13 protein-coding genes are annotated in these 13,626 nt (G+C 66.6%); 6 read left to right on the top strand and 7 right to left on the bottom strand.

What is annotated here, in order from left to right; translation table 11 throughout:
* Nucleotides 1-8 precede the first annotated feature (8 nt).
* From H7F30_RS12295 to H7F30_RS12270, 6 genes are all read left to right on the top strand, one after another.
* Nucleotides 9-1,133, top strand: a complete 1,125-nt coding sequence (locus tag H7F30_RS12295; RefSeq protein WP_187035436.1) for a DivIVA domain-containing protein — start codon at nt 9-11, stop codon at nt 1,131-1,133.
* A 239-nt stretch (nt 1,134-1,372) separates the two neighbouring features.
* The gene (locus H7F30_RS12290) at nt 1,373-1,795 is read left to right on the top strand and encodes a TraR/DksA family transcriptional regulator (RefSeq protein ID WP_047311446.1); all 423 of its coding nucleotides are present in this window, start codon (nt 1,373-1,375) and stop codon (nt 1,793-1,795) included.
* Nucleotides 1,768-2,367: a signal peptidase II gene (gene lspA / locus H7F30_RS12285; protein ID WP_222617806.1), complete on the top strand. Its 600-nt coding sequence runs from the start codon at nt 1,768-1,770 to the stop codon at nt 2,365-2,367. The genes H7F30_RS12290 and lspA overlap by 28 nt, the downstream gene beginning before the upstream one ends.
* Entirely contained in the window at nt 2,364-3,293 is a 930-nt protein-coding gene (locus H7F30_RS12280) for an RluA family pseudouridine synthase (RefSeq protein ID WP_187035432.1), read from the top strand. The genes lspA and H7F30_RS12280 overlap by 4 nt, the downstream gene beginning before the upstream one ends.
* 127 nt (nt 3,294-3,420) lie before the next feature.
* A complete protein-coding gene (gene dnaE, locus H7F30_RS12275) occupies nt 3,421-6,969 on the top strand; it encodes a DNA polymerase III subunit alpha (RefSeq protein WP_047311448.1) in 3,549 nt (1,182 codons plus the stop codon).
* 23 nt (nt 6,970-6,992) lie between these two features.
* Nucleotides 6,993-9,119: a S9 family peptidase gene (locus tag H7F30_RS12270; RefSeq protein ID WP_187035429.1), complete on the top strand. Its 2,127-nt coding sequence runs from the start codon at nt 6,993-6,995 to the stop codon at nt 9,117-9,119.
* A gap of 9 nt (nt 9,120-9,128) precedes the next feature.
* Here H7F30_RS12270 and H7F30_RS12265 read toward each other — a convergent pair whose 3' ends face one another.
* The 7 genes from H7F30_RS12265 to H7F30_RS12235 all read right to left on the bottom strand — a co-directional run bounded on the left by H7F30_RS12265 (nt 9,129) and on the right by H7F30_RS12235 (nt 13,618).
* Complete coding sequence (locus H7F30_RS12265; protein WP_187035427.1) at nt 9,129-9,932, bottom strand: alpha/beta hydrolase; 804 nt, start codon at nt 9,930-9,932, stop codon at nt 9,129-9,131.
* Nucleotides 9,929-10,402: an SRPBCC family protein gene (locus H7F30_RS12260; protein WP_187035425.1), complete on the bottom strand. Its 474-nt coding sequence runs from the start codon at nt 10,400-10,402 to the stop codon at nt 9,929-9,931. The genes H7F30_RS12265 and H7F30_RS12260 overlap by 4 nt, the downstream gene beginning before the upstream one ends.
* A 44-nt stretch (nt 10,403-10,446) precedes the next feature.
* Nucleotides 10,447-11,295 carry an alpha/beta fold hydrolase gene (locus H7F30_RS12255; RefSeq protein WP_187035423.1) on the bottom strand — a complete coding sequence of 283 codons (849 nt, stop codon included), beginning with the start codon at nt 11,293-11,295 and terminating at the stop codon, nt 10,447-10,449.
* Between the two features lie 515 nt (nt 11,296-11,810).
* A complete protein-coding gene (locus H7F30_RS12250; protein ID WP_129663050.1) occupies nt 11,811-12,134 on the bottom strand; it encodes a hypothetical protein in 324 nt (107 codons plus the stop codon).
* Entirely contained in the window at nt 12,131-12,436 is a 306-nt protein-coding gene (locus H7F30_RS12245; RefSeq protein WP_187035421.1) for a hypothetical protein, read from the bottom strand. The genes H7F30_RS12250 and H7F30_RS12245 overlap by 4 nt, the downstream gene beginning before the upstream one ends.
* Nucleotides 12,436-13,308, bottom strand: coding sequence for a phage major capsid protein (locus H7F30_RS12240; RefSeq protein ID WP_187035419.1), 873 nt, complete (start codon nt 13,306-13,308; stop codon nt 12,436-12,438). The genes H7F30_RS12245 and H7F30_RS12240 overlap by 1 nt, the downstream gene beginning before the upstream one ends.
* Nucleotides 13,309-13,429: 121 nt before the next feature.
* Nucleotides 13,430-13,618: a hypothetical protein gene (locus H7F30_RS12235; RefSeq protein ID WP_115296109.1), complete on the bottom strand. Its 189-nt coding sequence runs from the start codon at nt 13,616-13,618 to the stop codon at nt 13,430-13,432.
* Between the last annotated feature and the right edge of the window lie 8 nt (nt 13,619-13,626).

The following is a 13,626-nucleotide window of genomic DNA, read 5'->3' as shown; positions in this document are numbered from 1 at the left end:
GTGAACACATGGCGCTGACGCCAGAAGACGTCGTGAAGAAGGAGTTCTCGAAACCCAAGGGCTTCGGGCGCAGCGGTTACGACGAGATTCAGGTCGACGACTTTCTCGACGAGATCGTCGTCGAGTTGCGCCGACTGAACGCTGAGAACGACACCCTGAGCGACAAGCTCGACGACTGCCGTCGCGGGCAGGGCGGGTCCGAATCCGACGCCACGATGGCCGGGCAGACCGCTACGCGCGGTGCTGCAGCCGTCCCGGCGCTCACGCCGGTTGCCGGGGGGCAGGGCTCGTCCGACGCGGACAAGGCCGAGATCGAGCGTCTGAAGGCCGAACTCGCCAAGGCCCGTGAGACGTCGTCCACGTCGCAGCAGCCCGTCAAGAACGACGGGTCCGGTTCGGACGCCTTGAACAAGCAGGTCGGCGACCTGACGAGCGAGCGCGATGCGGCGAAGGAAGCTGCGGAGACCGCTCGTCGTGAGGCGGCCACGGCTCAGTCCGAGCTCGAGGCGGCGCGCAAGCGGGTCAGTGAACTCGAGAACGAACTGCGCTCGACGAAGAACCAGCAGCAGAGCGACGCGGCCGCCTTGGCGGCCCCGAGCGACAACGGCGCAAACGCGGGTGCCGGCGACGCCGCGGGCGTCCTCGCCCTCGCCCAGCGTCTGCACGACCAGCACGTCAAGGACGGCGAGAACGAGCGCGACCGCCTGCTGAGCGAGGCGAAGGCCCACCACGAGAAGGTCGTCGGGGAGGCCAACTCGAAGAGCGAAGAGCTCCTCAGCTCGGCCAAGAAGCGCCACGACGAGCTCGTCACGACCGGCCAGAAGCAGCACGACGACCTGGTCAGCAAGGGCCAGAAGCAGCACGACGACCTCGTGAGCAAGGGCCAGAAGCAGCACGACGACCTGGTGCGGACCGGTACCGAGAAGTCGACGAGCCTCGTGTCGGAGGCCGAGGAGCGCCGTAAGGGCATCCTGGCCGACCTCGAGACCCGCCGCACGTCGCTCACCGGCGAGATCGATCGTCTCAAGGGCTTCGAGACGGACTACCGTTCGAACCTCAAGGGTTACCTCAGCGAGCAGCTTCGCAAGCTCGACGAGAAGGAAACGCAGTCGCCCGCCGACAAGCGTCAGTGATCTCGTGACGAGGGGCCCCGACACCACCCGGTGTCGGGGCCCCTCCTCATGTCCGGAACCCGGGTAGCGACGGGCGTGACGGCCAGTTCCCCACGCCGGGGTGGATTACTTGTCGGTTAGGCGAATTCGTCGGCGGATCACGCACGAAGCCTCAACTTGTGCCCTATCCTCTGACCTTAATCAGGCTCGCTCGGAGCATCGTGCGCCGGGCGAGCCACCACCAAGGGGAAGAGAAGACGATGGCAACCAAGGACGCTGCGGCTTCGGCGCAGGATCTGGCCGTGAAGGCCGAGGAAGAGCCCTGGACCGACGCTGAGCTGGCCGAGGTGCGCGAGGAACTCGAGGCTGAGGTCGCGCGCGTGCGAGCCGAACTCGAGAGCCTGGCCAGCGACCTCGAGGGGCTGCTGCGCAACCCGGGTGACGGCGCCGGCGATGACGAGGCCGACGTGGGTAACGCGAACTTCGAGCGCGAGCACGAAATCTCGCTGGCCCGCAAGTCCGCCGAGGTGCTCGAACAGAACGAGAAGGCCCTGGCCCGCATCGACGACGGCACCTACGGCGTGTGCGAATCGTGCGGCGGTGCGATCGGCAAACTTCGACTTCAAGCCTTCCCGCGTGCGACCCTATGCCTGTCATGCAAGCAGAAGCAGGAGCGTCGCTGAGTTCCGCGACCACACCCGACCACCCTCGAACGCCCCGCCGGGCGTCCACGAGGCACCTCGCCGTCCTCGGCCTGGCGGCAGCCACGGCCTACGGCATCGACCAGGCGACGAAGGCGTGGGCGCTCGATGCCTTGGCCGACGGGCGCCCGCGTGAAGTGATCGGGTCGTTCCTGCGATTCCAGCTCACGCACAACCCGGGGGCTGCCTTCAGCCTCGGCACGAACTCGACGATCTTCATCACCGCGATCGCGGTAGCCGTCGTCATCGCGGTGCTCGTCACGGCGCGCAAGCTGCGCAGCACGGGCTGGGCTCTCGCATTCGGTCTCATCGTCGGGGGAGCGGTGGGCAACCTCACCGACCGCTTCTTCCGTCCGCCGGGCGGGGGCAAGGGGTACGTCGTCGACTTCCTCCAGCTGCCGAACTGGCCGATCTTCAACGTGGCCGACATCGCGATCTGCACGGCTGCGGCCCTCGTCGTCGTGCTGACGTTCCGCGGCGTCGGCCTGGACGGCATCCGTGACCGTGACCGAGAGGGCGAAACCGAGAACGACGGGAACGAGGACGCAGCATGAGCGAGGTCAAGGCACTTCCGGTCCCCGAGGGTCTCGAGGGTGAACGCGTCGATGCGGCCATCGCCCGGCTGCTCGGGTTCTCGCGGACTCGGGCGGCGGAGCTGGCTGCCGAGGGCGCCGTGAGCGTCGACGGCAAGGTCGTCGCCAAGTCCGAGCGTGTGAGCGCCGGCTCCTGGCTCGAGGTGACGATGCCCGAGCGCACCGGCCCTCGCGAGGCCAAGCCCCGCGTCGAGGCGATCCCCGGTATGCGCATCGTCCACGACGACTCTGAGATCGTCGTCGTCGACAAGCCTGCGGGCGTCGCAGCCCACCCGAGCGTCGGTTGGGACGGCCCCGACGTCGTGGGCGGTCTCGCCGCCGCCGGTTACCGCATCTCGACGTCCGGTGCGCCCGAGCGTCAGGGCATCGTCCAGCGCCTCGACGTGGGCACGAGCGGCCTCATGGTCGTGGCCAAGAGTGGGCGCGCCTACACGCTGCTCAAGCAGGCGTTCCGCGACCGCACGGTCGACAAGACCTACCACACCCTCGTTCAGGGGCTCCCGGACCCGATCGAGGGCACGATCAGCGCGCCGATCGGGCGTCACCCCGGCCACGACTACAAGTTTGCCGTGATGAACTCCGGCCGAGCTTCGGTCACCCACTACGAGCTTCTCGAGGCCTTCCGCTCGGCGTCGCTGCTCGAGGTGCACCTCGAGACGGGGCGCACGCACCAGATTCGCGTGCACTTCTCCGCGATGCACCACCCGTGCGTCGGCGACCCGCTGTACGGCAGCGACCCCAAGCTCGCCAAGACCCTGCGTCTGGACCGCCAGTGGCTGCACGCCGTCGAGCTCGGTTTCGAGCACCCAGGCAGCGGTGAGCACGTGACGTTCACCTCGCCGTACCCCGAGGATCTGGCGCGCGCGCTCGACCTCATCAGGACCTGAACAACGCACTTGCCCGTGTTCGCGGGGGTCGCCACGAGGGTCGTGCGCTCGTGGTCGATCCGCCGTGAGCGAACGCGGCGCTCAGCGCACAGGCGGTTGTCGGTGGCCGGTCGTAGACTCGTCCCCGATGTCCAGTCAGTCGCGCAGCTTCGTCCACCTGCACAACCACACCGAGTACTCGATGCTCGACGGTGCAGCCCGTATCGATGACATGTTCGCCCGTGCCCAGGAATTCGGCATGCCGGCGATCGCCACCACCGACCACGGGTACCTCTTCGGTGCCTACGAGTTCTGGTCGAAGTCGCGCAAGTACGACGTGAAGCCCATCATCGGGCTCGAGGCCTACCTCACGCCGGGCACGCACCGCACCGACCGCACGCGTACGACCTGGGGCGAGCGCGGCCAGGAGGCCGACGACGTCTCGAACCGTGGTCTCTACACGCACATGACGTTGCTGGCGAAGAACAACGACGGCATGCACAATCTGTTCCGCATGGGTTCGCAGGCCTCACTCGATCAGGTCTACTCGAAGTACCCGCGCCTCGACCGTGAGTTGCTGCAGCAGTACGGCAAGGGTCTCATCGGCACGACGGGCTGCCCCTCGGGCGAGATCCAGACCCGCCTGCGCCTCGGGCAGTACGACAAGGCCGTCGAGGCGGCCGCCGAGTTCCGTGACATCTTCGGCGAGGGCAACTTCTACTGCGAGCTCATGGAGCACGACCTCGACGTCGACATCGAACGTCGGGTGCGCAGCGACCTGCTCAAGCTGGCGAAGGACCTGGGCCTACCGCTGCTCGCGACGAACGACCTGCACTACACGAACAAGGAGGACGCGGTTCACCACGATGCGCTGCTGTGCATCAACTCCGGTTCGCGTCTGACCGACCCCAACCGCTTCAAGTTCGGCTCGCACGAGTTCTACCTCAAGTCGGCCGACGAGATGCGTCACCTCTTCCGCGACCACCCGGACGCGTGCGACAACACGCTGCTCATCGCCGAGCAGTGCGAAGTCTCCTTCACCGAGGGCGAAGGCCGCTACATGCCGCGCTTCCCGTGCCCCGAGGGGGAGGACGAGACGTCGTGGTTCATCAAGGAGGTCGAGAGCGGCCTCAAGCGGCGCTTCCCCGAAGGGGTGCCGGACTACGCGATCAAGCAGGCTCGCTACGAGCAGGACGTCATCGTCGGCAAGGGCTACCCGGGCTACTTCCTCGTCGTCGCCGACTTCATCAACTGGGCCAAGGACAACGGCATCCGCGTGGGGCCGGGGCGTGGTTCGGGTGCAGGTTCGATGTGCGCCTACGCCATGGGCATCACCGACCTCGACCCGATCCCGCACGGTCTGATCTTCGAGCGCTTCCTCAACCCCGAGCGAAAGTCGATGCCCGACTTCGACGTCGACTTCGACGAGCGCCGGCGCTCCGAGGTGATCCGTTACGTCGTCGACAAGTACGGAGACGACCGCGTCTCGTACATCGTCACGTACGGCACGATCAAGGCGAAGCAGGCCGTCAAGGACGCCTCGCGCGTCATGGACTTCCCGTTCACCGTCGGTGAGCAGATGACGAAGGCGATGCCCGCCGACGTCATGGGTAAGGGCGTGCCGCTCGCGAAGATGTACGACACCGAGCACGCCCGCTACGCCGAGGGCGGCGAGTTCCGCGCGCTCATCGAGTCCGACCCGATGTTCAAGAACATCTTCGACGCCGGTGTCGGCCTCGAAGGGCTGAAGCGTCAGTGGGGCGTGCACGCGGCCGGCGTCATCATGTCGAGCGAGCCGCTCATGGACGTCATCCCGATCATGCGGCGCCTCCAGGACGGGGCCGTCATCACGCAGTTCGACTACCCGAGCTGCGAGACGCTCGGCCTGGTCAAGATGGACTTCCTCGGTCTGCGAAACCTCACGATCCTCGACGACGCCCTGAAGAACATCCAGGCCAACCGCGACGAGGAGGTCGACCTCGACGCGCTGAGCAAGGACATGACGGACGCGCGCACGTACGACCTGTTGGCGCGGGGTGACACGCTCGGTGTCTTCCAGCTCGACGGCGGCGGCATGCGCCAGCTGCTGCGTCTCATGCAGCCGGACAACTTCGAAGACATCTCCGCTGCTCTCGCGCTCTATCGTCCGGGCCCGATGGGCGCCAATGCCCACACCAACTTCGCGCTGCGCAAGAACGGGCGCCAGCCGATCGACTACATCCACCCCGAGCTGACGGACGCCCTCGAGCCGATCCTCAACATGACCTACGGCCTGATCATCTATCAGGAGCAGGTCATGGAGATCGCCCAGAAGCTGGCCGGTTACACCCTCGGCAACGCCGACCTGCTGCGTCGAGCCATGGGTAAGAAGAAGAAGGAAGTGCTCGACGCCGAGTACGTCAACTTCGAGAAGGGCATGCTCGACAACGGCTTCTCCGTGGAGTCGGTGCAGACGCTGTGGAGTATCCTCCTGCCGTTCTCCGACTACGCGTTCAACAAGGCGCACACGGCCGCCTACGGGCTCGTGTCGTACTGGACCGGCTACCTCAAGGCCAACTACCCGGCCGAGTACATGGCCGCGCTCCTGACGAGCGTGCGCGACGACAAGGACAAGTCGGCGCTGTACCTCAACGAGTGCCGACACATGGGCATCAAGGTGCTGCCGCCCGACGTCAACGAGTCGATCGGTAACTTCGCCGCTGTGGGCGAGGACATCCGCTTCGGTCTCGAGGCGATCCGCAACGTCGGTTCGAACGTCGTCTCCGCCATCGTCGCGACGCGTGAGGAAAAGGGACGCTTCACCTCCTTCGAGGACTTCTTGCGCAAGTGCCCGGCGACGGTCCTCAACAAGCGCACCGTCGAGTCGCTCGTCAAGGCCGGCGCCTTCGACGACCTCGGCCACCCGCGTCAGGGCCTCGTGCAGATTCACGAGTCGTACGTCGACGCCCTCATCGAGGAGAAGCGCAAGGAGGAACACGGCCAGGATTCGCTGTTCGCCGGCTTCGGTGACGACGCGCCGGGCATCGAGTTCGCGGCCCTGCCGCAGATCCCACCGATCGAGTGGGACAAGCAGACGAAGCTCGCCTTCGAGCGCGAGATGCTCGGCCTGTACGTCTCCGACCACCCGTTGTTCGGCATCGAGGCTGCGCTGTCGCAGTTCTCGGACACGTCCGTCGCAAAGCTCCTCGGTGAGGACTCGCTGCCCGACGGGGCCATGGTGACGATTGCCGGTCTCATCACGGGTCTGCAGGTCAAGCGCACGAAGAAGGGCGACCTGTGGGCCATCGCCACGGTCGAGGACATGGACGGAGCCATCGAGTGCCTGTTCTTCCCCTCGACCTATGCCACGGTCTCCACGATGCTCAGTCAGGACGTCGTGTGCGCCGTCAAGGGCCGCGTCAACCGTCGTGACGAGTCGGTCGCGCTCAACGCGATGGAACTCACGCTGCCGGAGCTCACGGACGGCCCACGCGGCCCGGTGACCCTCCACTTGCCCTATGCCCGCGCCACGCAGGGCCTCGCCGAGCGGCTCAAGGAGGTACTCGGCGAGCACCCCGGCATCACGGAGGTGCACCTGCGCCTCACCCGGCCCGGTCGCACGCTCACGGTCAAGCTCGATGACAGTCTGCGCGTCAACGCCACCCCGGCCCTGTTCGGCGACCTCAAGGCGCTGCTGGGCCCCGCCTGCCTCGGCTGAGCCGACGACGAAGAGAAGGAAACATGACGACGAACGGCCCCAGCGCACCCCAGGCGAAGCGGGTGCCGCACGAGCGCATCCACCACGGCGACGTCTTCGTCGACGACTACGAGTGGTTGCGCGACAAGTCCGACCCCGAGGTCATCGCGCACCTCAACGCGGAGAACGGCTACACCGACGCCGTCCTCGCGCCGCAGCAGGAGTTGCGCGACCGGATCTTCGCCGAGATCAAGGGGCGTACCAAGGAGACGGATCTGTCGATCCCGGTGCGTGACAAGGACTGGTGGTACTACGCCCGCACGGTGGAGGGCCAGCAGTACGGCATCAGTTGCCGAGCACCGTACCGCGAAGGCGACAGCCGTCCTGTGCCGACGCCCGAGGCGTCGCTTCCGGGTGAGCAGGTGCTCCTCGACGGCAACGTCGAAGCGGAGGGCAAGGACTTCTACTCGGTCGGTGGCCTGGCTCTCAGCCCCGACCAGAACCGTCTCGCGGCGCTCATGGACTTCGAGGGCGACGAGCGCTACAAGATCAGCGTGCGCACGATCTCCACGGGTGAGGTTCTCGAGGAGAGCGTCACCGGGGTCGGCTACGGCCTCGTCTGGGCGGCCGACGGTGAGTCGTATTACTACACGCGCGTCGACGAGGCGTGGCGGCCCTTCCAGGTGTGGCACCACGTCGTCGGTGAGGACCCGAGCGCGGACACGCTCCTGTTCACCGAGGAGGACGCCTCGTACTGGCTCGGCATCGGGGGAACGCACGACGACCGGTGGCTCGTCCTGTCGCTCGGTTCGAAGGACACCGCGGAATTCCACCTGCTCGACCTGCAGGACGTCGAGGCAGGTCTGCGCGTCGTTCAGCCGCGCACTCCGGGGCTCGACTACGACATCGAGATCGACGGTCAGCGCCTCTACATCGTGCACAATCGCGACCGCGTCGACTACGACGTCTCCTGGGCGCCCCTCGCGACGCCGGGAATCGAGCACTGGCAGCTGCTCCTCGAAGGAAGAGAGGGCGAGCGCCTCATGGGCGTCTCCGCGTTCCGCGACTTCGTGCTCGTCGGGCTGCGTTCCGGTGGCCTCGCCACGGTCAAGCTGCTGCCCAAGCAGGGCGACGGTTTCGGCGTCCTACGTGACCTGCCGTTCTCCGGCGAGCTGATGTCCGTGGGCGTCGGCGCCAACCCCACCTACGAGGCGACGACGCTCATGGTGGCCACCGAGTCGTTCGTCGAGCCGCGCTCGGTCTACGACTGGGACACGACGACCGACGAGGTCACGCTGCTCAAGCGCCGTGAGGTGCTCGGTGGCCACGAGCCGTCCGACTATCAGCAGCACCGTCTGTGGGCCACGGCCCCGGACGGGGCACAGGTGCCGATCTCGCTCGTGGCGCACAAGGACGTCGAGGCCGACGGCACCAACCCTGTGCTCCTCTACGGCTACGGCTCCTACGAGTCGTCGATCGATCCGTACTTCTCGGTGCTACGTCTCAGCCTCCTGCAGCGTGGTGTCGTCTTCGCCATCGCCCACGTGCGTGGCGGTGGTGAGATGGGCCGTTCCTGGTACCTCGACGGCCGGTTGGAGCACAAGAAGAACACGTTCGATGACTTCGTCGCGTGTGGGCGTCACCTCGTCGACACGGGTTGGGCTTCGCCGGATCGCCTCGCTGCAGAGGGGGGTTCCGCCGGTGGTCTGCTCATCGGCGCGGTGATCAACGAGGCGCCGGAGCTGTTCTGCGCGGTCGTCACGCAGGTGCCGTTCGTCGATGCCCTGACGACGACGCTCGATCCGTCGATGCCGTTGACGCAGGGGGAGTGGGAGGAGTGGGGCAACCCGCTCGCCGACGCCGAGGTGTACGCGTACATGAAGTCGTACGCGCCGTACGAGAACGTGCGTGCCGAGCGCTACCCGGCCGTGCTCGCCACGACGAGCCTCAACGACACGCGCGTGTTCTTCGTCGAACCGGCCAAGTGGGTGCAGCAGCTACGTCGCACCGTGACGAGTAACCAGAGCGAGCGTCCGATCCTGCTCAAGACGGAGATGGTGGCCGGCCACGGCGGTGTGAGCGGCCGGTACGAGTCGTGGAAGGAAGCCGCGTTCGAAACGGCCTACCTGCTCGATCGCCTCGGCGCGACGCAGATCGTGTACGGCGGCTGACGCGGGGCGTCAGCTCGCCGGAAGGCGGAAGAACACGCGGGCTTCGTCCGCGATGCGCTCGACGAGGTGCCTTTCGCTCACGAGACCGTGACCCACGGCCTCGAACTCGAGGAGCCGGGACGGCACGCGGGCTCGCGTGCAGGCGGCGTGCAGGGTTCTCGCTTCGGGAGCGAGGCTGTCATCCGTGCCGACCGCGACGAGGGTGCGTGGCAACCGACGAGCGTCCTGGTCGAGGCGAAGCCCTGCGTGTTCGTCGCCCAGCCATTGGGCGAACGCGTGGCTCATGAGGCCGGCGTCGGGTCCGGCCGGCGCGTTCGGAGCGAGCGAGCCGAGCGTGAGGTCGAGGTTGGGGTTGGTGAGCAGCAGACCGTCGACGCACTCGGGCCATTCCTCACCGGCCCGCGCTGTGGCGACAGCGAGTGCGCCACCGGCCGAATCGCCCGCCAGAACGCTCACACCGGTGTTCTCTTCCCTCAGTACCGCCTGCACGGCCGCGATGGCGTGAGCAAACGTGTTCTCGGGGGCGAGGGGGTAATCGATGGCGATGACCCCGTGGGCCAACCGCATCGCTAGCAGGCGGCAGTACCCGTCCTGAAGCTCGACGTCCCCGAAGAGGCCGTAGCCGCCGTGGAGGAAGAAGAACGTCGTCGCGGAGGCGTGGATGGTACTGGGCAGGTAGCGACGAACCCGGACGCCGGCGACCGAGTCGTCCGCGATCTGCCCGTCGAAGGCTTGCCCCACCCGTTGGGCGGCACGCGCCCGCGCTCGGCGACGCAGTTCGCCGATGTCGTACAGGCGCGCACCGTCGTTCATGCGCTCGGACCGGCCTTCGACGTTTCGACACTCGCCTTGATGCGCTTGAGCGTGGCGTTCATTCCGGCGACGAGGTTGGCCTCGAAGTCGGCTTCGCCGCCGAGCACCTTGTCGATGAGGACGCGCGAGATCTGGGTGGTGCCGCGAGTGGGAACGTCACGTCGCTCGACGAGGCGGGTGCGCTCACCATCGGGAACGAGCGTGAAGCTCCACTCCGTGTTGTTGTCGAGCACGCGGAAGGCGACACGCTGCTGGTGGCTGAAGTCGGTGACCTTGGACCGAGTGGGCCACCACAGCTTGCCGTCACGGTTGACGTTGAGCATGAAGGTACCCTGACGAATCGGTCCGCGCGCGATGACCTTGCGGCACTGGGGCGACCACTGCGGCATCCGGCGTAGGTCGCTGACGACCTCCCAGACACGCTCCACAGGAGCATCGATGATCACATCGGATTCAAGATTCTCAGCCATGAGGCCACCGTAGCGCGACGCCAAGAACGCTCGCCTCGGATCGGTTACCGCGGGCTAGTAGGAGTTCCTTCGGCTCGGCGCAAGATGACGTCGGCAACCGCTGCCGGGCACTGGCTCGGGAGCCAGTGATTCGCCCCTTCGAGGACGACGAGCTCGTACGGTGCCTCGACGTGGTTGCCGCAGGCTCGAACGCCCGCCTCGTCGATGAAGTCGTCGCCGGTGCTCCACACCATCGTCGTGGGAACCCGGACCGCTGGGCAGCTCTGACTGGAGGAAGGCAATCCGCGGTACCACCCGAGACCGCCGGGCAACGCGCCGTCGTCGACGATCTCGGTGCGGAAGCGGGCAACCTCGTCGGGCGTCATGCCACACGCGCGCATCGCCCGGTCCATGACGCCTCCCGCCCGACGTGCGAGGAGCTCGGGGACCTTCGGGAGCTGGAAGGCTCCCATGTACCAGGAGCGCGCGAGCTGACGCCCGCGCATGGCGCGCAGGAACGCTTCGGGGTGGGGGACGGAGATCGCCGTGAGGGTGCGGATCCTGTCGGGATGGTGCGCGGTCACCGTCCAGGCCACCGCGGAGCCCCAGTCGTGACCGACGAGGTGGACGGGTGCGCCGAGCGTGTCGATGAGCGCCACGACATCCTGTGCGAGCCGCGGCATCGCGTAGTCACGACGCCGCCGCGGGCGAGCGCCGGGGGAGTAGCCCCGCTGATCGGGAGCAATCGTCCGATAGCCGGCCTCGTTGAGGCGCGCCGTCACTCCTCGCCACGACGACGCCCGCTCGGGAAATCCGTGAAGCAGCACGACGATCTCGCCGTCCAGCGGCCCCTCGTCGACGACGTCGAACGTCAGAGCGTGGTTACGGAAACTCGTCACCCGAGAAGAAGACATGGAGCCCAGAGTGGCACGGCTCCGAGCCGTCTTGGGCGGGTTCTGTAGACGTTGCGCGGCGTATGTGACGCCGAACGTCTACAGAATGGGGGCTTCCCAAGGGATCTTCGGGGCGGATGGCGATGTCTTTTGACGACATCTGATCCCGCACCGTTACGGCCGAGGGCCAGGAGTGTCCGGCTCGCTGGCGCTCGCCGGGCTCTCCTGGCCCTCAACCTCCACTACGCGGAATCAGATGTCGTAGTACATCTCGGACTTTACTTAGCGGTTTGCACTGTACGGTTGCGGCTGAGTTCCCCGGCTTTCCGGGCTTTTACCGTTGGGTGCGGTCGGTGAGGGAAGGGGGTTTGCGGAGATTCTGAGTCCCCGCCTGAGTCCCCGGAATTGGTGCGCGTGACGCCCTAAGTAGTACTTAGGTCATCGACTCGATGGCTGATGCCCGCGCCAGCGTGGGGAATCTCCCCACGCTGGGGGTGCTCGACTGGTCAGCTTGTCCAGTCGTGGACACGCCAGAGCTAGCCGGTGATGCGCTCGAGCAGCACCTCGTAATGATGGACGCGGCCACCGATACTGTGCGGCTCGGGCTGACCGACAATCTTGTACTCCTGCCCGTTCACGTTCACCGTGCATAGGGCCGTGAGCGTGATCGTGCGCGGGTAGAACAGTCGGAACCGGGTGACGATGAGGTCACGCTCGGCCGAGTCTTTCTCGTCTCCCGTGAGGGGGCGCAACTCGGCCCGGAACGTGATCGTCTCGCCCGGAACCGGGATCTCGTTGTGGTACTCGTCCTCGATGAAGCCACCCTCGAGCGTGGCGCTGACCTTCGTGTGAAAGATCATCGGATGCGCCGCCGGTAGCGGTTGAGGACGAACAGTTCGGCCAGCGTCCAACCCTGGAAGCCGTCCGTTTGCACGCCGCCGATGGTGACGCGCAACTGCTCCGGGTTAGCGACGAGACGAGCGGTCGCCGTGGTGATGACGGCCGCGAGGTCATCCTCGGGCATCCCGTTGCCGAAGCCGTTTCCCCGCGTGTAGGCGCGCGCCATCGCGGTAATGATCGTGACGGACTGCCCCGCCAGGGCGACGAACTGTTCGTCGTCGCCCTGGCCGAGGAAGTCGGCTACGTCCTGGCCGGTGACCATCAGGCCGGGGTGATGCCCGTGAGCGTGACGATGGCCTGCGGGTTCAGCGGTGCCGCGTCGTAGCGGGCGACAACGCGGATCGCCTGCTGGTCGTAGTCGGCGTAGCGCTCGGTGAGGATCTTCACGGACGGCGCAACGTCGCGGGCAACCGCGATCTGGGAGAAGTCGACGAGCGCAGCGCGGCCCGTGGACGACGAACCGCCCGTGTCCGGCACGCGACCGGAGACGACGACCGGGGCACCGAACAGACGGAACACGCCGTCTTGCGTCGGGTCCGGCGTCAGCATGTAGCGGCCGTCGCCGTCCTTGAGCTTGCGAAGGGTGACGAACTCGCGGGGCGTCATTACCCACTTGAGCGCGGCCATGTTGACGTTCGCGCTCAGTGCCTTGCCCCAGGCGTCGAGCAGCGCGTCGAGGGTGATCTTCCCGCCGACGGCGACGTTCTGCACGCCGCTGTAAGCGAACAGACCCTTGGGGGTCGTCACGCCGTCACCGGAGGCGGAGAGGAACTGCGTGTCCAGCTTCGAGGCGACGTCGGTGACGAGGCGGTCGCGCAGCGTCGCGTCGAGGGAGACGACGGACTGACGGGCCAGCTCGTTCGAGTAGCGCGTGATGACCTTGACCGACTTCATGGTCGAGGGGAGCAGCTGCACCTCGTCGAAGTCGACGTCCTTCTCGGTGATCTGCTCGTTCTCCCCGATCCAGTCGGGCGAGACGGGGCCACCGAGCTTCGGGATGCGAACGGGCGAGGCCGAGTCGAAGATACGCGGGCCGGCAGCGAGGAAGATAGACGCGGCCTCGAGGGGCTTGACGAGGACGGTCTGCACCTGCTCGCGGGTGAGCTCGGGTGCGTTGGTGGTGGATTCAGCCATGATGGGGCTCCTGTACGTGAGAATCGGGTTTCGATCACGCTGGACGCCAGGCCCAATAGTGAAGGGGACGAGCGCCAGGCCCGTCCCCCTCACTATCTCACAATATGAGAACCGTTCTCAACTACCGGCGCTCGGACTGTCCGATACCGTGTTCTGCGATCTTGTCCAGCTCCTCAGCAATCGCGGCCAGTGCCACGACGTTGGCTGCGGCGATCCGCTGATCAACCGTGAGCTTGTCGAGTTCGAAGCCGATGTACCCCTTGCTGGCGCCGCCGTTCAGAATCTCGTAGATGTTCTCGTAACTTGACATGCCCGTTC

Source organism: Dermacoccus sp. PAMC28757 (assembly GCF_014302635.1).
Classification (GTDB): Bacteria; Actinomycetota; Actinomycetes; order Actinomycetales; family Dermatophilaceae; genus Dermacoccus; species Dermacoccus abyssi.
This window is presented reverse-complemented; position numbering and strand designations above follow the sequence as displayed.

Bases quoted from the DNA above. Each gene is read 5' to 3' on its own strand.
- H7F30_RS12295 (WP_187035436.1), top strand. From the start codon at position 9: ATGGCGCTGACGCCAGAAGACGTCGTGAAGAAGGAGTTCTCGAAACCC.
- H7F30_RS12290 (WP_047311446.1), top strand. From the start codon at position 1,373: ATGGCAACCAAGGACGCTGCGGCTTCGGCGCAGGATCTGGCCGTGAAG.
- lspA (WP_222617806.1), top strand. From the start codon at position 1,768: ATGCAAGCAGAAGCAGGAGCGTCGCTGAGTTCCGCGACCACACCCGAC.
- H7F30_RS12280 (WP_187035432.1), top strand. From the start codon at position 2,364: ATGAGCGAGGTCAAGGCACTTCCGGTCCCCGAGGGTCTCGAGGGTGAA.
- dnaE (WP_047311448.1), top strand. From the start codon at position 3,421: ATGTCCAGTCAGTCGCGCAGCTTCGTCCACCTGCACAACCACACCGAG.
- H7F30_RS12270 (WP_187035429.1), top strand. From the start codon at position 6,993: ATGACGACGAACGGCCCCAGCGCACCCCAGGCGAAGCGGGTGCCGCAC.
- H7F30_RS12265 (WP_187035427.1), bottom strand. From the start codon at position 9,932: ATGAACGACGGTGCGCGCCTGTACGACATCGGCGAACTGCGTCGCCGA.
- H7F30_RS12260 (WP_187035425.1), bottom strand. From the start codon at position 10,402: ATGGCTGAGAATCTTGAATCCGATGTGATCATCGATGCTCCTGTGGAG.
- H7F30_RS12255 (WP_187035423.1), bottom strand. From the start codon at position 11,295: ATGTCTTCTTCTCGGGTGACGAGTTTCCGTAACCACGCTCTGACGTTC.
- H7F30_RS12250 (WP_129663050.1), bottom strand. From the start codon at position 12,134: ATGATCTTTCACACGAAGGTCAGCGCCACGCTCGAGGGTGGCTTCATC.
- H7F30_RS12245 (WP_187035421.1), bottom strand. From the start codon at position 12,436: ATGGTCACCGGCCAGGACGTAGCCGACTTCCTCGGCCAGGGCGACGAC.
- H7F30_RS12240 (WP_187035419.1), bottom strand. From the start codon at position 13,308: ATGGCTGAATCCACCACCAACGCACCCGAGCTCACCCGCGAGCAGGTG.
- H7F30_RS12235 (WP_115296109.1), bottom strand. From the start codon at position 13,618: ATGTCAAGTTACGAGAACATCTACGAGATTCTGAACGGCGGCGCCAGC.